This is a genomic window from Lysinibacillus sphaericus (assembly GCF_000600105.1).
Taxonomy (GTDB): domain Bacteria; phylum Bacillota; class Bacilli; order Bacillales_A; family Planococcaceae; genus Lysinibacillus; species Lysinibacillus sphaericus.
Genome location: NZ_CP006837.1, coordinates 3,124,830 through 3,145,144, shown reverse-complemented (window position 1 = coordinate 3,145,144; position 20,315 = coordinate 3,124,830). Strand labels below are relative to the sequence as shown.

Here is a 20,315-nt window from a genome sequence, read left to right as displayed (position 1 = left end):
GGAGTGTGTGGAATGTTCCGATTTTTAGAAGAAAAATTTGTGCCGGTAGCTGCTAGAGTTGGGAGCCAGCGTCATTTAGTTGCCATTCGTGACGGTTTTATTACGATTATGCCATTGACAATTGTAGGTTCGTTGGCTGTACTAATTAATAACTTACCAATTGATTTTTATCAAAATGCACTTGATTCTATTTGGAAGCATGAAACATGGACACAATTTGGTGGTAACATTTGGAATGCTACATTTAATATTTTGTCGCTGTTACTTGCCTTTACAATTGCTTACAACTTGGCGAAGGGTTATAACAAGGATGGTCTTTCAGCTGGCGTAATTAGTCTATCTAGTTATTTAACATTTGGAACGTTTGGTGAAGGTGGTTTAACAGGATTAACAACAGGTACGGGCGGAATATTTATCGCCATTCTTGTGGCCTTGTTATCTACCGAACTATTTTGTAGATTAGCAGGCAATCGTAAGCTGCTAATTAAAATGCCTGATGGAGTACCACCAGCTGTTTCGAAATCATTTGCAGCATTGCTGCCAGCCATTATAACGATTGGGATTTTCGCATTAGTACGTACCATTATTACGGCAGGTTTTGGTATTCCGGATATTGTGGGATCGTTTTATTCAACAATTCAGGAGCCATTTATGGGCTTAACAAATACATGGGTAGCGGCATTAATTTTAGCCTTTATCCCAGCATTCTTATGGACGTTAGGTGTCCATGGCGCTAATATTATCGAGCCATTTATGCAAACGATTAATTCAGCTGCAATTCAGGAAAATGTCAATGCCATTTCGGCTGGAAATGTTGCACCTTATATCGTTAATAAGCCATTCTTTGATGCGTTTGTCAATATGGGCGGATCGGGTACGACCATTGCACTGATTATCGCCATCTTTATTTTTGCAAGAAAGAATAAGCAATATAATACCGTTGGCAAATTATCAGCCGCACCAGGCCTATTCAATATTAATGAGCCATTACTATTTGGTCTTCCAATTGTATTGAATCCTATTTTGTTTATCCCGTTTATTTTAACACCAATGGTTAACGTAACCATTGCATTTTTTGTAACAAAATGGGGTTGGGTTCCAGCGGCAACGGTTGTAGCACCTTGGACAACACCGCCGATTATTAACGGATTTTTAGTAACGCAATCGTGGACTGGAGCTGTTTTGAGTCTTGTGCTCATAATCGTGTCAGTTTGTATTTACCTACCATTTATAGCGATGGCTAACCGTATTGCTAGACAAGAACAAAAGCATGATCTAAAGGAAGAAACACAAGCACTACAGCCTGAAAAAGCAACAGAGATTCCGAAAGTTGAAGTGTAATAGCTTAATATTGGAGGTATTGTCATTTGAGAAGGTTAGGAATTTCACTATACCCACAGCATAGCACGCTAGAAGAAATGCAACAGTATGTGCAGCTAGCGCATGATAATGGTTTTGACCGTATATTTACATGTCTTTTGTCTTTAAAGGATGACAAAGAGAAACGTAAGTTACAGCAAATCAATTATTTTGCAAAACAGCTAGGCTTTGCTATTTCAGCGGATATTGCACCAGCAGTTTTTGAAGATTTAGGCTTAACGTATAAAAATATTGCTTATTTTAAAGAACACTACCATCTAGCGACATTGCGCCTAGATATGGGATTTTCAGGTCATGAGGAAGCATTGATGTCATTAGATAATAGTGAGTTAAACATTGAGCTCAATATTAGTAATGGTACGAAATATGTGGATAATATTTTATCCTATCAACCGAACCGTAATCATATTATAGGCTGTCATAACTTTTATCCACGACGCTATACGGGACTATCACGACAACATTTTTTAGCAACATCCAAAAATTTTAAAGCAAACCATATACGAACAGCGGCGATGATTTCTTCTCAACATGCAGTGTATGGTCCTTGGGAAAAAACAGAGCATGGTTTACCGACATTAGAAGAGCATCGTGATCTACCAATAACTGTGCAGGCGAAAGATTTATGGCATACAGGCTTAATTGATGATTGTATTATTGGTAATATGTATGCTTCAAAGGAAGAACTTAGCGCATTAGGCCAATTAAATCGCAATAAGCTAGAGCTAAAGATTGTCCCATCTTCCGAAACAACTATTTTAGAACAAGCGGTGTTATTTAAAGAGCCCCATTTTAATCGGGGTGATGTATCGGACTATGTTATTCGAAGTACCCAATCGCGCGTGAAATATAAAGATGGTGATTTTCCAGCTCATGATACACACCCATTACAGTTAGGTGATGTGACAATCGATAATAATTTAGATGTGCGCTATAAAGGTGAGCTACAAATAGTGTTAAAAGCAATGCCCAATGCAGGCTCTACAAATATAGTGGCAAAGGTCGTGGAAGAAGAACGCTTCTTATTATCTCAAATTCAACCTTGGGCGTCGTTCGGCTTTACAAAATAATTGAAACAGGAGGGGATTAAGCCGACAGTAGACTGTGCTTAATCCTTTTTTATATCGAAAGGAGTAAATAGAATGTACGTACTAGCGATAGATGGAGGCGGTACAAAAACCTGTGCTGTTATTTGTGATGAGCATGGCAATTTGTATGGCAAAGTAGTGACGTCACGTAGTAATCCGACTGCGTTGGATAGGCAACATTTTGAGTCGACGCTGCATGGACTATTGCAGCAACTGCAACAACAAGCGCCACAAATATTTTCAGCAATACATAGTTGCTTTGTTGGTATGGCTGGAGTGAAGGAACAGCAAGTAGAAGGCGTAGTAGAACGAATTATTCGGCAATATGTTCATAAGGATACGACAGTTATCATTGAAAACGATGCCTTAATTGCGCTCTATGCTGGGACGTTAGGACAAGAAGGCATTGTGCAAATTGCTGGGACAGGTGCAATTACGATGGGGTTTAACTATCAGGGCACGAGCAATCGTGTCGGTGGTTGGGGATATCTTTTTGATGATGAGGGTAGCGGTTATGATTTAGGGGTTGAAACGCTAAAGGCCGTTTTTCAAAGCTATGATCAGCGAGCCACACCAACAGCCTTAACGGATGTCTTGTTACAACATTTCACTGTTGACCATGTTCCACAATTAATAGAGTGCATTTATGGAGTGGCACATCCAAGAACAGTGATTGCTCCACTTAGCAAATATGTCTTTCAAGTGGCAGAAAAAGGAGATACTGTAGCCAATCACATTATGCGAGAGGCTTGTGTGAAGTATTACAAGGCAATCAAAACTTGCTATGTGAATATGGCATGGAGGCAAGAGCATGTACCGGTAGTTTTAGCGGGTGGCGTATTTGCAAATAACCCGATGCTTGTGTCACAGCTTGAAAAATTAGCGTTAGACGAGCAGATGCCACTGCACTTTATTTTACCTGTTTTAGAGCCGATTGGAGGAGCTGGTATAGGAGCGTTTAAAATGGCCCGCGTTCCATTGGATAGATCATTTATTGAATCGTTTCAGGCTAACTATGCAACATGGGGTGTTGACTAAATCAACGATTTTACGATGCTCTTTAGATGTCTATGCGAATTTTTACTTATACGGTAGCATAATACTTTTGAGAATTTCCACTTGAACAATATCATGATAAAATGTAATATAGGTTTGATTTTATCTTAGTATATAACTAGGTTTACTAATAAAAATTCGATAGATGGAGAGTGTAAGGATGTTACATCAATTTTCTCGTAACGAGCTCGCGATAGGTACTGAAGGACTCGAAAAATTAAAAAATACAACCGTAGCCATTTTAGGTGTAGGTGGCGTCGGCTCATTTGCTGCCGAGGCATGTGCTAGAAGTGGTATTGGACGCATTATTTTAGTTGATAAGGATAATGTAGATATTACAAATGTTAACCGTCAATTAGTAGCGTATCTTTCAACAGTAGGAAAATCCAAATCTGGTGTGATGAAAGAGCGAATTGCAGATATTAATCCAGAATGTGAAGTGATTGATATGCATATGTTTTACACAGAAGAAACGTATGAGCAATTTTTTGCACAAGGAATCGATTATGTTATCGACGCGAGCGATACGGTAATTTATAAAATTCACATTATGAAAGAATGCTTAAAGCGTAACATTCCTATTATTTCAAGTATGGGCGCCGCCAATAAAATGGACCCTACACGCTTTAAAATTGCTGATATTTCCAAAACACATACAGACCCATTAGCAAAAGTGATTCGTACAAAATTACGAAAAGATGGTATTCATAAAGGCGTAACCGTTGTATTCTCGGATGAAAGCCCAATTGTTGTACGTCCAGATGTCGTAGAGCATGTGGGAAAACCAGATGCAGCTATCCGCAAAGCGAAAATGCCACCATCTTCTAACGCGTTTGTACCCTCTGTTGCAGGTTTAATAGCGGCAAGTTGGGTAGTCAATAAAATTGTGGAAGACGTGAAAATTACCCGCGTGCAAGGTTAACCCCGTTCAAGCAACATGTAGTTTATATATAATTTAGCAATTTAAAAATGCTAATTAGAAGAGGAATCTGTAAAGTTTTCCATTAGGAACAGTGAGCTTACATGGGCACAGCGTGTCTGTGAATACGAGTTTGGCTGGCTTTTTCCTAAAATGGCTTGCAGATTCTTTTCTTTTACGGCATGTCTATCAGTAGGAGAAATGACGTAAAATGCTCCCTTATGTTATTTATGCGGCTGATGCTCACTTTTTCTATGATACAATAGGGCTGTTAAAAAAGAGGGGGCATTCATTAATAATGGAGCAAATTTATCAAATGGAATATAGAGGCTTAAATCTATTCGATGAAATTAGCACAGTGGAATTAGCGATTGATGAGGCGAACAAGACGATACATATTTATGATGTTGGACAGGTTGTGACACCTGTTTTTAATTTTGATGTATCTGCTTATGAATTATCAGATGGTTTTTACAAAATGGCGGATATACTTCGCCACAAAAGGATTTTAACAGAACAGCAACCAGCAACGGAGCTGACGTTAAGCCAATGGTTAATTACAAATAATGTGTATTTTTATAGTCCGAAACAAAGAATAAAAAAATATGCCAACGGTTGCATTATTGAAATAATTGATCGAGACAAAGAACAATTTTTGTTTGACTACTATTTACAAAGAGTTTAATTTTACCAAAATAATTAATCTTACGTACACAAAATGCTAACAATTCACGAAATTGCCTTATTTTTTTCATGAGCTCACTTCTTCTTTTGGTTTATTGCTATAATTTGAATAATTCCAATATATATATACAAAAGGTCGCTTTGTTTGGAATGTTCAAATCTGCTTAAGGGGAGTAGAAATGGCGTTTGCCAAAACAAATGAGAACATGGGAGAGTGGAAAATGGAAATACAAGTAATTCGTGATCACTTAGATATTGTAAAGCTTCAAGAAAAAATGAATAGTATTGTATTTGACTATTTGGATACGTCTAATAATTACACAAAGGCTATGCGATCTTTAACGCCTTTATATACACAGGTTACTACGTTTTATAAGGAATACTTAGGGGCAAGAGCAGGAGAACTTCCGAAAGCCAATACATATTGGCATTTGTTTATAGATTGCAGTGCAAAGTTATGTTATTTCTTAGCTGCATCCATTTTTTATGCGTCCAATGAGCTACAAAAAACACCAGAAAAAGTAGAAAGTTTATTAACGATTGCGGCCTATTCTTTACCGAGTATTGAACAGGAAGAGAATGAGGAATTTTTAACGGCCATTTTTGCGTTGTACGGGGATGTCGTAGAAAATCATGAGAAAGTATCTGCTTTAAGAGATGAAGTGCTTGCTCAACAAGGTGACGCTAAACAGTGTTTACAACGCTTTAAATTGTTTGTAGAGAAAGAAATAGCTTAAAAAATATATTAAGAAATAACTATCTACCATTGTCGAACTTTAAAACGACAATGGTTTTTAATATTGTGGAGATGTTTAGGAAGAAGCCTAACAGGCAAACTGTAGACAAACAAAGAATGTCCTGTTGTCTACAGTTTTTCTTTTTAGAGAAGCCGATGACTGCTTTGAAGCCTTGCAGGCATGGCTTCAACAAATTTTCATAATTGTTTCAGTGCCTGGCACTAATTATGGAATGATTTAAGCTTGTTGTATATACTTGCCATCCGTTTTTCCTCTCCTGCAATAACGGGCTTATAAAACTCTGTCCCTACAAGTTCATCTGGTAAATATTGTTGGTCTACCCAGCCACCAAATGTCCCAATAGGGTTGTTATGCGGATATTGGTAGCCCACATGCCCTAAATCTTTGGCACCTTCATAATGTGTATCGCGTAAATGTAGCGGAATCTCTCCTGTTTTACCTGCATGGATGCTTGCAATTGCAGCATCTATTGCGGAAATGGCTGAATTTGATTTTGATGCAAGGCACATTTCAATAACAGCGCTAGCAAGTGGAATCCGTGCTTCAGGTAACCCTAGACGCTCTGCTGCCTGAATAGCTGCAAGCATATGTGTACCAACTTGAGGGTTAGCAAGACCAATATCTTCGTACGCCATAACAAGGAGTCGGCGACTTACGGCAACTAAATCACCTGTTTCAAGTAAATGTGCTAAATAATACAACGCTGCATTTGTATCACTGCCACGGACGGATTTTTGCAAAGCCGAGAGCAAGTTATAGAAATGTGAACCATTCTTATCTCCGTAGACACCAATTCGACCAATCAAATGTTCTAAAATATGGTCAGAAGCAATCGTTTGTCCGTTCACTTCATCACTTGCATAATAAAGCGACTCTAGCAAAGTTAATGCCTTGCGTGCATCTCCGTGAGCTGCAGTGGCGATTTGCTCGATTTGAGTTGCTGTTAGTACAAAATGATATTTCCCTAGTCCCCGTTTGTCATCAGCAAGTGCTTTTTGAATAAGTTCTACTAAGTTAGCTGTAGTTAATTTTTTTAACTGATGAATTTCACCGCAACGCGAACGAATGGCTGGGTTAACATCATGATAGGGGTTTTCTGTTGTAGCCCCGATTAAAACGATAGAGCCATTTTCTACATGTGGTAATAAAGTATCCTGCTGTAATTTATTGAAGCGATGAATCTCATCTAAAAACAGTAAGACTTTTCCTGAAATTCTCGCTTCTTGTACAATATCTTCAACATCCTTTTTGCCAGCACGTGTTGCATTTAGTGCAAAAAAAGGGAGTTTTGAGCTACCTGCGATGGCATTGGCTATCGATGTCTTCCCTATACCTGGCTCACCGTACAGTAGCATAGAAGGAACATGTCCATTTTGAATCATTTTATATAAAGCCGTATCAGGACCGACAAAATCTTGTTGACCAACGATTTCATCAAGCGTTAATGGACGCATCCGATAAGCGAGTGGTTCATTATGCAAAACATTATCCCCTTTCGTACGTTTGTTCTAAATTATAGTATATCATAACCTTCCAAGAGTATTTCCGAGTTCTTCAAGAGGAGATTATGATATACTGTTGGTAGTATTTTGACTAGACTAATTGAGGGTGATAAAATGAAAATTTCTACAAAGGGCCGTTATGGTCTCACGATTATGATTGAATTGGCAAAACATTATGGAGAAGGTCCAATTCCGCTTCGTAAAATTGCTGCTGAAAAAGAGCTTTCGGAAGCGTACCTAGAGCAACTTGTGTCTCCATTACGTAATTCAGGATTGGTAAAAAGTGTACGTGGAGCGTATGGCGGTTATATGCTAGCGAATCCACCTAGTGAGATTTCAGCAGCAAACGTTATCAGTGTATTAGAAGGGCCAATCCAGCCTGTAGAAGGTATTGAAAATGAGGAAGCACCTCAACGAGAGCTATGGCTACGAATTCGTGATGCAGTAAAAAATGTATTAGATACTACGACTATTGAAGATTTAGCACAGTATACAGAGGAAAATGTAGTAGACGGCTATATGTTCTATATTTAATTTTATTAGACTAAAGCACCTCCAACGGTTTATATGCTGCCATGTTTTCGCCACTCTGCATGTTGTGCAAAGATGGACCATTTAACATGCAGCGTTTTCGCCTCTTGGGAATAGACAGTACTTTAGTGTTTTTGTATAAAGGAGTTTTCAACATGAATGCAAACATCTATCTTGATCATGCGGCTACATCTCCGATGAATGACAAGGTAATAGACGCCATGACTTTAGCGATGCGTAATGTATTTGGCAATGCATCGAGTATTCACGGAGCTGGGCGTGAGGCGCGAAAATATTTAGATCAGGCACGTGATATATTGGCACAATCCATTGGAGCAAAGCCAACGGAAATTATTTTAACAAGTGGCGGTACGGAAGCGGATAATACGGCAATTATTGGCACAGCTAATGCTCGTGCTCATGAAGGTAAGCATATTATTACAACTCAGATTGAGCATCATGCGGTGTTACATACTTGTGAGAAGTTGGAGAAAGATGGCTTTGAAGTGACCTATTTACCAGTAGATGCCAACGGGCGCATAACTGTAGAAGCGGTGCGACAAGCGCTACGTGAAGATACAATTTTAGTAACAATTATGTACGGGAATAACGAAGTGGGTTCAATTCAACCGATTGCTGAAATTGGTCAGTTGTTACGGGAACATAAAGCGACGTTCCATACGGATGCCGTACAGGCTTACGGTTTAGAAAACATTGATGTAACTGCTTTGCAGGTTGATTTATTAAGTGTCTCAGCGCACAAAATTAATGGACCAAAAGGAATTGGTTTCCTTTATCAAAAGACAGGTACACCACTTGCAAGCTATGCATTTGGCGGTTCACAAGAGAAAAAACGTCGTGCAGGTACGGAAAATATTCCTGCTGCTATTGGCTTTGCTACAGCTGCTCAAAATGCAAGTGAGTTGCGTGAAAGTAAGAGAGCACTGTACAATCGCTTTAAACAAATTATGTTGGATGTTTTTTCACATGAAAAGTTAGCATTTCATGTCAATGGTGATCCTCAAAATGTCCTGCCGCACGTATTAAATATTAGTTTTGCTAATATGGAGGTAGAGTCATTTTTAGTGAACCTAGATATGGCTGGCATTTACGCATCCAGTGGCTCTGCCTGCACAGCAGGTACTATTGATCCTTCACATGTGTTAGTAGCGATGTATGGAAAAGGGGCAGATGAGTTGCGAAACTCTATTCGCTTTAGCTTTGGCCAAGGACTAACTGAAGAAGATGTACGTCAAGCAGCAGAAAAAACAGCTACGATTGTGAAAAAATTGGCAAAATAATTTGCTATAATAGATAACTTTAAACCCTTATCAAAGAAGCTTTTACTATAAATAAAGCCAAAAAGTAAGGTTTAAATGAATTGAATAAAAGAAAAGGTGACCACAATGATCGAAACACGTGACCCATCACAAATCCGTGTCGTCGTCGGCATGTCAGGTGGGGTAGACTCTTCCGTTGCTGCCTATTTGTTAAAGCAACAAGGGTATGAAGTAATTGGTATTTTTATGAAAAACTGGGATGATACAGACGAAAATGGCGTTTGTACCGCGACAGAAGATTACGAAGATGTAATTAAAGTATGTAATCAAATCGGTATTCCTTATTATGCTGTCAATTTTGAAAAGCAATATTGGGATAAAGTTTTCACATACTTTTTAGAAGAATATAAAGCGGGACGCACACCAAACCCGGATGTAATGTGCAATAAAGAAATTAAATTTAAAGCATTCCTAGAGCATGCCATGAATCTTGGTGCAGATTATCTAGCAACAGGTCACTATGCACGTATTGATCGCAGTGGGGATGGCGAAGTACGTATGCTTCGTGGTGTAGATGATAATAAGGACCAAACGTATTTCCTTAACCAACTATCACAGGAGCAATTAGCGCATGTTATGTTCCCAATTGGGGATATCGAGAAAAAAGAAGTGCGTAAAATTGCAGAAGAAGCAGGGCTTGCTACAGCTAAGAAAAAGGATTCAACAGGTATTTGCTTTATCGGAGAGCGTAATTTCAAAGAGTTTTTAAGTCAATATTTACCTGCTCAACCTGGCAAAATGGAAACGATGGATGGCGTAGTAATGGGGCAACATGATGGGTTAATGTACTATACATTAGGTCAACGTCATGGTCTTGGCATAGGTGGAGACGGTGAGCCATGGTTTGTCCTTGGAAAAGATTTAGAACGTAATGTGTTGCTTGTCGGTCAAGGATTCCACCATGATGCTTTATACTCAACATCGCTAACAGCAGTGAAAATGGGCTATACTTCGACAAAAAAATTGCCCGGGAAATTTTCTTGTACTGCGAAATTCCGCTATCGTCAAACAGATACTCCTGTAGAGGTAGAAATTTTAGAAGATGGTCGTACACATATTGTGTTTGCAGAACCTGTACGTGCTATAACACCTGGACAGGCTGTTGTTTTATATGACGGTGAAGTTTGCTTAGGTGGCGGTACAATTGATGAAGTTTTTAAAAACAATGAAAAACTAACATACGTTGGATAACTCGCGAAAAAGACTGCGACGCTAAACTTTAAAGTGCATCGAGCAAATAATCTTGGTGTACACGAAATAGCGATCAGATGTGCAGTCTTTTCGCTACATAGAGGTGAAATGATTTGGATTTTAACGAGCAAGGAATTCTAGCGTTTCAAGAGAAACGTTATGAGGATGCTGCACAGCTTTTTACCAAAGCAATTGAAGCAGAGCCTGAAAATGCAATTGGCTATGTGAATTTTGGGAATTTATTGGCGGTCCTAGAAGATACAGAACGAGCAGAGCGTTTTTTTCAAAAAGCAATTACTGTAGATGAAACGGCAGCTACAGCCTATTATGGTTTAGCTAATTTATATTATAATGCGGAACGTTATGCCGAGGCGTTAAAACTTTATGAGCAAGCTGTGAAGCATAAAATTGCAGGTGCGGATGTTTATTATATGATGGGCAAGTGCTTTGAACGAATGGAAAATCCGAAGCTTGCTTTGCCATACTTACAACGTGCGGCAGAAATTGCACCAGAGGATACACAAATTCGCCTAGCATATGCAATCGTGCTCTGTGCATTAGAAATGTTCGAAGAAGGTAAGAAGGAGTTAGATTATTTAATCGAACAGGATTGGAATAATGCAGATGCTCATTATAACTTAGGTGTGCTGTATGCTGTATCCACTGAACAAACAGAAGATGCGATGTACCATTTAAAGCAGGCATTTACCATTCAACCTGAATACGATCAAGCTCGTTATATTTACGATATGATTGCACAACGATTTAATTAAAGCGGGCGAGACAAAACTTGAAGAGATGAAACAAGGACAAAGTTGTCAGCCATTCTTTCTTTTGCAAGAATAGAACGCTAGTTGATGGTAGCGAAGGCAGACTCCTGCTTGGGCATTCCGCGCACTAGCGAGGGTTGCGGCTTACTGTACTGAGCGGAAAGCGCCGTCGAAGCAGGCATCAATGGTAACAAAAAAGTGATAGATTGACGGCAGTCAATCTATCACTTTTTATTTGCTTGAGTCATTATTTGTTGTCTTTAACTGCGCTGTCAAATGTCAGTTGTGATAAGTATTGTGCTAAATGCGCAATAGGTGTTGTGTCTAACAGGGACGATTCAGTATCATTAGCCTTTAAAATATTGATTTCTTTATTGAGACGTTCCATTTTACGATCTAATTCAGCAGCTTGTAGCGCCGCTTCTTTTAGTTCCTTACGAATATGTGCTGGCACTTCCTTATTGTATTTATAGTAAATTTTATGCTCGAGACTTGCCCAAAAATCCATTGCAATCGTTCGTATTTGAATTTCCGTATAGACTTTTTCCATTCGATCGGACATGAAAATTGGAATTTTAATAATAAGATGTAGGCTTTGATAGCCATTCTCTTTTGGATACGCGATGTAGTCTTTTACGTCCACTATTTCAATATCATTTTGTGCTTGCAACATCGCACTTACTTTATAAATATCTTCTACAAAGGAGCACGTAATACGGACGCCTGCTATATCCCGAATATTTTCGCGAATACTATCGATGGCAGGTGTCAGCTCTTTTTTCTTCATCTTTAATAAGATGCTTTTTGGTGACTTCACTCGAGTGGAGACATGTTCAATTGGATTATATTCGTGCATAAGCTTAAATTCTTCTTGCAAGATATTGATTTTTGTTTCCACTTCGTTTAACGCAAATTTATAAGCTAAGAAGAAGCGAGTAAGTTCTGTTTGGAGTGTCTTAATAGTTGTGGCTTCAAGTTCATTTGTCATCTTAAAAAATCCTTTCTTTTAGTGCGAGGTAGGACACGTATTGGTTAATTGGCTACAACATATGTATTTCTTCTTCTAAGCTTAACAAAAAGGACGGGAAATTAGAAATTTACACTCTACGAAAAAGTGTAATTTCTTGTTAGTATGTCCTGTTTCCACTCATTGCTGTGCAAGATGCATTTTCTTCAAAAAAAAGACAACATACTTTAAGAGAAAACACTCAAGTATGTTGTCTATAGTTTGGGCTATTATACAATAATTTTTGCATTTAAATTGTAACGCTTATTGAATTCTTCAACAAAAATTTGCAAGTCGATATAAGTGCCAATATATGGCTCATTTTCTTGATCGCGTAGGAAACTACAAGTTGCTTTTAATGATTTTGAAAACTCAAGTAGCATTTGTTCATTATCAAGTTGAATCTGTAATGATAAGGAATCATCTAACGTGTTAACTTTGAAATATTTGCCATCAATAATCCGTTCTAAATTGGTTTCTCTAAATGGAAAAACATAATCTTTATAGATAAGTTTCACAGTATCCCGCCTTTTTTACAATAGTTCACAACTTCCGTATAAGGTAAATCTCCACCAAAAATAGAAAGTGAGCTACCGATTGTGACATGTAGCTTTCCATTTGAAATGGCTTTGAATTTTTCTAAGTCCTCTAAAGAACGAACGCCACCTGCATAGGTTGTTGGAATAGATGTCCAAGCTGCTAAATCTCGCACTAAGCTTTCCTGCATCCCACCTTTTTTTCCTTCAACATCCACTGCATGAATCAATAGTTCATCACAAAATTCTTCAATGTAGGAAATGTTTTGTGGGTTGACTTCAAAATCACTAAATTTTGTCCATTTATCTGTGACTACAAACCACTTTCCATCACGCATCCGGCAACTTAAATCGATTACAAGATGTTTTTTACCGATTAGCTTAACGAGTTGCACTAAGCGATTGACGTCGAGTTGTCCATCATGAAAGATAAACGATGTCACGATTACATGCGAAGCACCTGCATCTATGTACTTTTTAGCGTTTTCAGTCGTTATGCCACCGCCGACTTGTAAACCTCCTGGGTAAGCTGTTAAGGCTGCTAGTGCGGCTTGTTCATTGCCACTACCAAGCATAATAACATGCCCGCCTACTAATTGATCTTTTGCAAACATGTTGGCATAATAACTAGGCTCATATTCTGAAATGAAGTTTTCGATAACTTCTTGATCTGCATATCCTAGCGTGCTTCCAACAATTTGTTTTACTTTGCCATCGTGTAAATCGATGCAAGGTCTAAATTCCACTAGCTTCACAATCCTTCCAAACAACAAATTCTTACTGTATATCATAGCATGCTTAGTGTTAAAATAGCCGTAATTCATCATTTGTCAAAATAATGTTAAAAAATTTGAGGATTTTCTAGATAAAACGATTTTTCTTCATGCGCTGTGGTAAAATAATAGGATTGAAATATACAAGCAAGGAGACGAATCGATAATGACAGAAAATCTAGATTTATTTGAACTGAATAAGCTATTTATTCTTGGACGTCCGATTGTCTCTATTTTCCATAATGTTCAAAATATGTATTCTATTGTGCGCGTGAAAATTCAAGAAACAAATTTGCAATATGAAGATAAAGAAATTATTGTCGTTGGTTATTTCCCACAATTGCAAATGGACGAACAATATCGTTTTACAGGAACGATGAGACAGCATCCAAAATATGGTGTACAATTTCAAGTTGAAACCTTTACAAAAGAAGTGCCCGCAACTGAGCAAGGTATCGTTCATTACTTATCGAGTGATTTATTTGTTGGTATTGGAAAAAAAACGGCTGAAACAATTGTAGAGAAACTTGGACCCAATACAATCCGTCTTATATTAGAAGACCCGAATGTCCTTGATGGTGTACCACGACTATCTGCTGAAAAAAAGGAAGTTATTCATCGTACCATTGAGCAAAATCTTGGATTGGAACGGGTTATGATTCAGTTAAATGAATGGGGATTTGGCCCGCAGCTCGGTATGAAAATATATCAAACATATCGTACAGAGACGATTGATTTTTTAACTGAAAACCCTTATCGACTCATTGAAGATGTGGACGGTGTCGGTTTCTTTCGGGCAGATGAGCTTGGTGCAAAATTAGGTATTACAGGCAATCATCCTGACCGTATTAAGGCGGCTATTTTACATATTCTAAATACAGCAGCGTTATCGGATGGTCATGTATTTTTAGATGCGGAACATGTATTACCACAAGTGAAAGATATGCTGGAGCAAAGTCAACGCCAAGAAATACCATACGAAGCAATTTCCAAGGCATGTATCGATTTGCGTGAGGAAAATAAAATCTATGGTGAAGAAACGAGACTATATTTGCCATCTCTATATTTTTCGGAGATTGGTATTGCCTCAAAAATAATTGCGCTAACGGAACGCAATAGTCAAGCGAAGCATTTTAGTAAAGATGAAATTCGCAAGGCAATCGGCGAAACAGAAGCATTGTTAAGTGTCACATATGCAGAAACACAAGCTTTTGCAATTGAACAAGCACTTAATTCAGCTGTCATGATTTTAACAGGTGGTCCTGGTACAGGAAAAACGACGGTTGTTAGGGGCATTGTTGAAGTATATGCCAAACTTCACGGGCTTTCACTAAATCCAAAGGAATATGCGCAAAAAGAAGAGCCATTCCCTATTATTTTATGTGCACCAACAGGTCGTGCAGCTAAACGTCTAGCTGAGTCTACGGAACTACCTGCGATGACTATCCACCGCTTATTAGGCTTTACAGGTCAGGAGAAAGAGGAAGAAACGGAGCGAGAGGTTACTGGAAAACTGATCATTGTCGATGAAATGTCCATGGTAGATACATGGCTTGCCCACCAATTATTAAAATCATTACATGAGGATGTACAAGTTGTTTTTGTTGGCGATCAAGATCAGCTACCGCCAGTAGGTCCAGGACAAGTGCTCAAAGATTTACTTGCTTCGCAACAAATACCGACTGTTGAACTGACAGATGTTTATCGTCAGGCGGAAGGTTCAACCATTATTGAACTCGCCCATCAGATTAAACGTGGTACAATTCCAAATGATCTAACGATGAAAACATCGGATCGTTCCTTTATTAAAGCTTCTTCAGAGCAAGTGGCAAATGTTGTAACACAAGTTGTGAAAAGTGCAGTAACAAAAGGGCAAGAAATCCGAAATATCCAAGTTTTAGCACCGATGTATAAAGGACCAGCCGGAATCGATAACTTAAATAAATTGATTCAAGCGCTTGTCAATCCGAATGATACTGGTACAAGAAAGGAACTTGTCTTTGGTGATGTAACGTATCGCATAAAGGATAAAGTATTACAGCTTGTAAACCAGCCAGAAAGCAATGTTTTTAATGGAGATATGGGTGAAGTCATTAGTATTATTAAAGCAAAGGAAACGGTGGAGAAGCAGGATTTACTTGTCGTGTCTTTTGATGGAATTGAAGTAACTTATCAGCGCAGCGATCTTAATCAATTAACATTGGCTTATTGTTGCTCCATTCATAAATCACAAGGTTCAGAATTTCAAACGGTGATTATGCCAGTGGTGCGTGGCTATTCGAAAATGCTACGTCGTAATTTATTATATACTGGTATTACACGTGCGAAAAATTTCTTAATTTTATGTGGTGAACCAGATGTGCTAGCTAGCGGTTTACAACGAACAGATGATTTACAACGCTTCACGTCTCTGCGCGCACGACTTAACCCAATGGAAGCATCTAATGAGGTTACATTAGTGGAGGAGACGCAAACGCAACAAAATGAAGAGAACAATCAACAAGAGGATGCTACGACTGTGCTACAGCTAACGGTCGAAACCTTACCATCCATCCATCCAATGATTGGAATGGATGGCATATCTCCATATGATTTTATGGATGAATCATAAGAAAAATTAGTTTTATGAGGTGAAGAAATTGAAACGCATTGTGTACTTGCTCCTATTCATGCTGCTATTGCCATTCGTGCACAAGGTACATGCCAGTAGTATAGTTATTCAAGTGAATGAGGAAGCAACTGTCTTTGATAATCGTTCAGGCTCACTTGAACAAGTAGGAACATTATCAGCAGGACAAACATTTGAAGTGACAAAAGATTATGGGCCTAACTGGTGGCAAATTCGTTGGGGAGGTAACTACGGTTATGTAGATAAACGATACACGACTGTTGTTCCATCCAAGACATATCAAAATAACGTACCTTCTGTTGTCAAAGTAAAAGATTACATTGTAGCAACAAAGGTAACGCCTGTTTATGATAATACCGGTAACAAACTAGTGCAATTTGCAACATTATCGGAAGGTGTTCGTTTCCCCTTATATAGTAAAATGGGCAGTTGGTACGGAATTGCTGTGAACGGACGACTGGGTTTTGTACATAGTAATTTTGTTACAGAAGAAAAAGGGCAGGACACCACTGATCCATCAACAAAGCCGGTTGAAAAACCTACGCCGACACCACCAACATCACCAACAACCCCGCCAAGTAAACAAAATGGCTATATTGAAGCGTTGGAAAATGCTGTTCTCTATGATCTTCGCCGAGAACAACCAATGTCGATTGCGACACTGTTAAAAGGGCAACAGTTAGAAATTGCCAATGTTATAGATGAAATGTATGTTCAAGTACGGTGGGGCAAAACGTTCCTTTATGTGGAAAAATCAAAAATAAAATTTGTCAATACGCCGTCTTTTAAAAATAGCGGTAATGATAATGCAGGAAAAAATCAGTATTTCATCCCAATATCAGGGAATAATGAAATTTACGATCGAACAGCGAAAAAATTACAGCCATTTGCAAAGTTGGATGTAAATCGACGCTACCCCATTTTACGAAAAGAGCAGAATTGGTATGTTACGACAATAGGTGGACGTGAAGGTTATATTCACAGTTCTAAGGTAGCATTAGATCGTGGCGTACCTGTTATGATGTACCATCATTTCTTAAAGGAGCATGAATTAGGACGCTTTAAAAATGTAAGTACAACGATAACAGATACCCAATTTGCTCATGAAATGAAGTATTTGAAAGATAAAAAATATGAAACGGTTAGTACTGATGATTTAGTGCGCTTTATGCGCAATGAAATTACATTGCCTGCTTATTCCATTGTTTTGACATTTGATGATGGTTTATTATCTACAAGAGAATATGCCTATCCAATATTAAAAAATTATGGATTTCAAGCAACTCAATTTTTAATTACGTATCGTAATGAATATTCACCTGCAGAACAACTGTTTAATTATAATGATTTGCAAGCACTGTCAAAACAAGATATGGATTATATGCAAGATGTCTTTACGTTTGAATCGCACACCTATAATTTACACGATATGATTGGAAATAAAGGGAAAATGTTGTTGATTCCTTACCATGAGGTCGTAGAAGATTTAAAGCGCAGTTTAACGTTTATACCGAATGCAAAAGCATTTGCCTATCCATTTGGTCAATATAATGCCAATATTATTTATGCGGTGAAAGAAGCTGGGTTTACAATGGCATTTTCAACAAAGCCTGGCTACAACAATCCATATGATGATATCTACCAAATTAAACGCCTTTACAGCGATCAACAAACGAGCTTAGCGCAGTTCAAAAAAATGGTATCACCTTTTGCGCAATAAAAGAGCGTGGACTGGACTAACTGCTTTTCGACGAAAAACTATATGTACAAAAAACAAACCCGCATCTTCAGGGAAGATGCGGGTTTGTTTTGTAGTAGATGTTATTTTACATGGATGGGATTAATGCAAGCCGATTAAGTGATGTTTTACCACTTCATATGCTTGGCAAACATTTTCGTATTGATCTTGTTCTTTTGCAATCATATCAGAAGCAATAGAGAACAATAAATTTTCTTCATTATGATCTTCCATTTGGTTCATTAAAGCTGCTTCCATTTGAGCTACATAGGAAATAATTTGTGTATTCATTTTTATTTTCTCCTTTATTGGACAAATGATGTTTTTCTTTTCTTGATGTCTATATCTTACTCCAGTTAGTCAAAAGAAATCTAGAAAGTTGTACTAATGAAATGAGGTATTTTGATGAATGTGACACAAAAATGAACTTGTTTGAAAAGTGCTTTTTGAAACCGTTTTTATCTAAAATCACTGATAATTCAAGCTTTATCGTCAATTTTGTTGTGTATTATTAAACTAGTACAGTTTGCTGTGAAATAACGATTGATATAGTACAGATAAGTAGTTGTGGAACGAAAAAACGTAAAAGTTCATATACTACATGGAATGAAAACATAGGTAACTTTTTTAGGGGTGAATGTATGCCAATAATAACAGGCCAGCAGTATATTAAGCGCATCGATGCATTGCAAACGCATATCTCAATAGATGGCGCAGTCGTTACGGGAAAGGTTTCAGAACATCCAGCATTTAAAGGCGTAATGCAAAGTCAAGCAAAGCTTTTTGATTTGCAGCATGATGAGTCGTTACATGATAGCTTGACCTATGTATCACCAAAGAGTAATGAACGAGTAGGTATGTCTTTTCTACAAGTGACAAAGGTTGAAGATTTAGTAACAAGACGTCAAGCTGCGCGAGAGTGGGCTTTATCTAATCATGGCTTAATGGGAAGAAGTCCTGATTATATGAACACTACTTTAATGGCATTAGCATCTGCCGCTGAATATTTAAAAGATAAGCCAAATTGTTTTCCAGATCATCTGCTAAATTTTTATGAATATGCACGTGAAAATGATTTGACGATGACACATACGTTTATTGAGCCACAAGTAAACCGTCAACGATATCATTATGAAGATGAAGAGGTCATCATTGCGGCTAAAATTGTAGGGAAAACAACTCAAGGACTGGTAATTAAAGGGGCAAGATTGCTTGCCACACAAGGTGGCATTACAGACGAACTACTTGTTTTATCAACAAATGGCTTTGATAAGGAAAAAGGGTTTGGTTTTTCTATACCAAGTGATACGAAAGGATTGAAATTTTTATGTAGACAGTCATTTGTCGGAGGGGAATCAACGTTCGATCATCCTTTAAGCGCACGCTTTGAGGAAATGGATGCGATTGTTGTCTTTGATGATGTCGTGGTACCGTGGGAGCGCGTTTTTTATTATGAAAATAATGAGGTTGCCAATAACTTCATGAATGTGAGTGGCTTCCAAGCGTATACTTTACATCAAGTATTGTCCCGACAAATTGCTAAAACAGAATTTGTTTTAGGTGTTGTCCAATCAATTGTTAATACAATCAATATTGGTGAATACCAACATGTACAGCAAAAAGTAGTGGAAATCATTGTAACATTAGAAACGATGAAAGCTTTATTGCTCAAATCCGAACTAGAAGCTAAAAGAGACGACTTTGGTTATATAAGACCTGACCATCCAACATTACAGGTAGCCATTCAAATTTTCCCTAAAGTCTATCCAACCTTTACAGAAATCATTCAATTATTAGGTGCAAGTGGCTTAATGTCAATTCCGAGTGAAAAAGCATTTGGCGCAGATGATGGGGATTTGGAGCATTATTTACAATCATTTAGGGATGGTGGAGAGGAGCGTGTCAAAAAATTCCGTTTAGCATGGGATTTAACGATGAGTAGTTTTGGCACGAGACAAACGCTATATGAGCGATATTTCTTTGGAGACCCAGTACGTTTATCGAGCTTACTCTACCAATCGTATAATCGGGAGCCATTTATACAAAGAGTAGAAAATTTCTTAAAAAATAAAGATTAAGCGCTATTCGAAATGTTGTACTTTGGTTAATTTTAGATAGCTGACATATTTTTTAGCTGACTGCCATCATTTCATATCAATATAGAAATGCAATGATTGACAGAAGGCCATAATTTTTTTATAATGTGCGTTAGAAAATAGAAAAAACGATGATGGAACAAGTACGTATTTGTGCGTGTAGAAGAAAGGGATTTCTAGGCTGAAAAAATCCTCACGTCAACAAGTGCCGAAAGCTACTCCAGAGTGCAGCTAATCCCTGCCGTTCACTTACGTTACAAGTGCTAAAGAGGTAAGTATACACAATACTTACAACTAGGGTGGTACCGCGAGACAATA

18 protein-coding genes are annotated in these 20,315 nt (G+C 38.0%); 13 read left to right on the top strand and 5 right to left on the bottom strand.

From position 1 onward, the window contains the following. Window positions 1-12: 12 nt before the first annotated feature. The 6 genes from T479_RS15110 (at window position 13) to T479_RS15085 (ending at window position 5,864) form a co-directional block, all read left to right on the top strand. Window positions 13-1,341, top strand: coding sequence for a PTS sugar transporter subunit IIC (locus T479_RS15110; RefSeq protein ID WP_025220087.1), 1,329 nt, complete (start codon window positions 13-15; stop codon window positions 1,339-1,341). A gap of 26 nt (window positions 1,342-1,367) precedes the next feature. After that, the gene (locus tag T479_RS15105) at window positions 1,368-2,450 is read left to right on the top strand and encodes a DUF871 domain-containing protein (RefSeq protein ID WP_025220086.1); all 1,083 of its coding nucleotides are present in this window, start codon (window positions 1,368-1,370) and stop codon (window positions 2,448-2,450) included. A 72-nt stretch (window positions 2,451-2,522) separates the two neighbouring features. Continuing rightward, window positions 2,523-3,506: an N-acetylglucosamine kinase gene (locus T479_RS15100; protein ID WP_025220085.1), complete on the top strand. Its 984-nt coding sequence runs from the start codon at window positions 2,523-2,525 to the stop codon at window positions 3,504-3,506. A gap of 178 nt (window positions 3,507-3,684) precedes the next feature. Continuing rightward, a complete protein-coding gene (locus T479_RS15095) occupies window positions 3,685-4,446 on the top strand; it encodes a tRNA threonylcarbamoyladenosine dehydratase (RefSeq protein WP_024363133.1) in 762 nt (253 codons plus the stop codon). A gap of 295 nt (window positions 4,447-4,741) precedes the next feature. Next, window positions 4,742-5,128: a hypothetical protein gene (locus T479_RS15090; RefSeq protein WP_024363132.1), complete on the top strand. Its 387-nt coding sequence runs from the start codon at window positions 4,742-4,744 to the stop codon at window positions 5,126-5,128. 178 nt (window positions 5,129-5,306) lie between these two features. Beyond that, on the top strand, window positions 5,307-5,864 hold the full coding sequence (locus T479_RS15085; protein WP_227665366.1) for a hypothetical protein: 558 nt from the start codon (window positions 5,307-5,309) through the stop codon (window positions 5,862-5,864). 221 nt (window positions 5,865-6,085) lie between these two features. Here T479_RS15085 and T479_RS15080 read toward each other — a convergent pair whose 3' ends face one another. Further along, window positions 6,086-7,366, bottom strand: a complete 1,281-nt coding sequence (locus T479_RS15080; protein WP_024363130.1) for a replication-associated recombination protein A — start codon at window positions 7,364-7,366, stop codon at window positions 6,086-6,088. A 135-nt stretch (window positions 7,367-7,501) separates the two neighbouring features. Between T479_RS15080 and cymR the strand changes: the two genes are divergently transcribed. The 4 genes from cymR to T479_RS15060 all read left to right on the top strand — a co-directional run bounded on the left by cymR (window position 7,502) and on the right by T479_RS15060 (window position 11,222). After that, window positions 7,502-7,921: a cysteine metabolism transcriptional regulator CymR gene (gene cymR / locus T479_RS15075; protein ID WP_024363129.1), complete on the top strand. Its 420-nt coding sequence runs from the start codon at window positions 7,502-7,504 to the stop codon at window positions 7,919-7,921. A gap of 152 nt (window positions 7,922-8,073) precedes the next feature. Beyond that, entirely contained in the window at window positions 8,074-9,219 is a 1,146-nt protein-coding gene (locus tag T479_RS15070; protein WP_024363128.1) for a cysteine desulfurase family protein, read from the top strand. A 105-nt stretch (window positions 9,220-9,324) separates the two neighbouring features. After that, window positions 9,325-10,449, top strand: a complete 1,125-nt coding sequence (mnmA, locus tag T479_RS15065) for a tRNA 2-thiouridine(34) synthase MnmA (protein ID WP_024363127.1) — start codon at window positions 9,325-9,327, stop codon at window positions 10,447-10,449. A gap of 113 nt (window positions 10,450-10,562) precedes the next feature. After that, a complete protein-coding gene (locus T479_RS15060) occupies window positions 10,563-11,222 on the top strand; it encodes a tetratricopeptide repeat protein (RefSeq protein WP_024363126.1) in 660 nt (219 codons plus the stop codon). Window positions 11,223-11,466: 244 nt separating this feature from the next. Here T479_RS15060 and T479_RS15055 read toward each other — a convergent pair whose 3' ends face one another. From T479_RS15055 to hisA, 3 genes are all read right to left on the bottom strand, one after another. Then, window positions 11,467-12,207, bottom strand: coding sequence for a GTP pyrophosphokinase (locus tag T479_RS15055; protein ID WP_024363125.1), 741 nt, complete (start codon window positions 12,205-12,207; stop codon window positions 11,467-11,469). 248 nt (window positions 12,208-12,455) lie between these two features. Next, window positions 12,456-12,743 (bottom strand): hypothetical protein, encoded by a 288-nt coding sequence (locus T479_RS15050; protein ID WP_024363124.1) that lies wholly within the window; start codon window positions 12,741-12,743, stop codon window positions 12,456-12,458. Next, complete coding sequence (gene hisA / locus T479_RS15045; RefSeq protein WP_025220083.1) at window positions 12,740-13,507, bottom strand: phosphoribosylformimino-5-aminoimidazole carboxamide ribotide isomerase; 768 nt, start codon at window positions 13,505-13,507, stop codon at window positions 12,740-12,742. The genes T479_RS15050 and hisA overlap by 4 nt, the downstream gene beginning before the upstream one ends. A gap of 193 nt (window positions 13,508-13,700) precedes the next feature. On the opposite strand from hisA, the gene recD2 reads away from it, so the two are divergent. Further along, window positions 13,701-16,145 carry an SF1B family DNA helicase RecD2 gene (gene recD2 / locus T479_RS15040; RefSeq protein WP_025220082.1) on the top strand — a complete coding sequence of 815 codons (2,445 nt, stop codon included), beginning with the start codon at window positions 13,701-13,703 and terminating at the stop codon, window positions 16,143-16,145. A gap of 28 nt (window positions 16,146-16,173) precedes the next feature. Beyond that, entirely contained in the window at window positions 16,174-17,883 is a 1,710-nt protein-coding gene (locus T479_RS15035) for a polysaccharide deacetylase family protein (protein ID WP_025220081.1), read from the top strand. A gap of 120 nt (window positions 17,884-18,003) precedes the next feature. Here T479_RS15035 and T479_RS15030 read toward each other — a convergent pair whose 3' ends face one another. Beyond that, entirely contained in the window at window positions 18,004-18,192 is a 189-nt protein-coding gene (locus tag T479_RS15030) for a hypothetical protein (RefSeq protein WP_024363120.1), read from the bottom strand. A gap of 350 nt (window positions 18,193-18,542) precedes the next feature. Between T479_RS15030 and hpaB the strand changes: the two genes are divergently transcribed. After that, on the top strand, window positions 18,543-19,979 hold the full coding sequence (gene hpaB, locus T479_RS15025; RefSeq protein WP_024363119.1) for a 4-hydroxyphenylacetate 3-monooxygenase, oxygenase component: 1,437 nt from the start codon (window positions 18,543-18,545) through the stop codon (window positions 19,977-19,979). The last annotated feature ends 336 nt before the right edge of the window (window positions 19,980-20,315 follow it).

What these genes read in the sequence shown, in the direction of transcription:
- T479_RS15110 (WP_025220087.1), top strand. Translation starts at nt 13, where the DNA reads ATGTTCCGATTTTTAGAAGAAAAATTTGTGCCGGTAGCTGCTAGAGTT.
- T479_RS15100 (WP_025220085.1), top strand. Translation starts at nt 2,523, where the DNA reads ATGTACGTACTAGCGATAGATGGAGGCGGTACAAAAACCTGTGCTGTT.
- T479_RS15095 (WP_024363133.1), top strand. Translation starts at nt 3,685, where the DNA reads ATGTTACATCAATTTTCTCGTAACGAGCTCGCGATAGGTACTGAAGGA.
- T479_RS15090 (WP_024363132.1), top strand. Translation starts at nt 4,742, where the DNA reads ATGGAGCAAATTTATCAAATGGAATATAGAGGCTTAAATCTATTCGAT.
- T479_RS15085 (WP_227665366.1), top strand. Translation starts at nt 5,307, where the DNA reads ATGGCGTTTGCCAAAACAAATGAGAACATGGGAGAGTGGAAAATGGAA.
- cymR (WP_024363129.1), top strand. Translation starts at nt 7,502, where the DNA reads ATGAAAATTTCTACAAAGGGCCGTTATGGTCTCACGATTATGATTGAA.
- T479_RS15070 (WP_024363128.1), top strand. Translation starts at nt 8,074, where the DNA reads ATGAATGCAAACATCTATCTTGATCATGCGGCTACATCTCCGATGAAT.
- mnmA (WP_024363127.1), top strand. Translation starts at nt 9,325, where the DNA reads ATGATCGAAACACGTGACCCATCACAAATCCGTGTCGTCGTCGGCATG.
- T479_RS15055 (WP_024363125.1), bottom strand. Translation starts at nt 12,207, where the DNA reads ATGACAAATGAACTTGAAGCCACAACTATTAAGACACTCCAAACAGAA.
- recD2 (WP_025220082.1), top strand. Translation starts at nt 13,701, where the DNA reads ATGACAGAAAATCTAGATTTATTTGAACTGAATAAGCTATTTATTCTT.
- T479_RS15030 (WP_024363120.1), bottom strand. Translation starts at nt 18,192, where the DNA reads ATGAATACACAAATTATTTCCTATGTAGCTCAAATGGAAGCAGCTTTA.
- hpaB (WP_024363119.1), top strand. Translation starts at nt 18,543, where the DNA reads ATGCCAATAATAACAGGCCAGCAGTATATTAAGCGCATCGATGCATTG.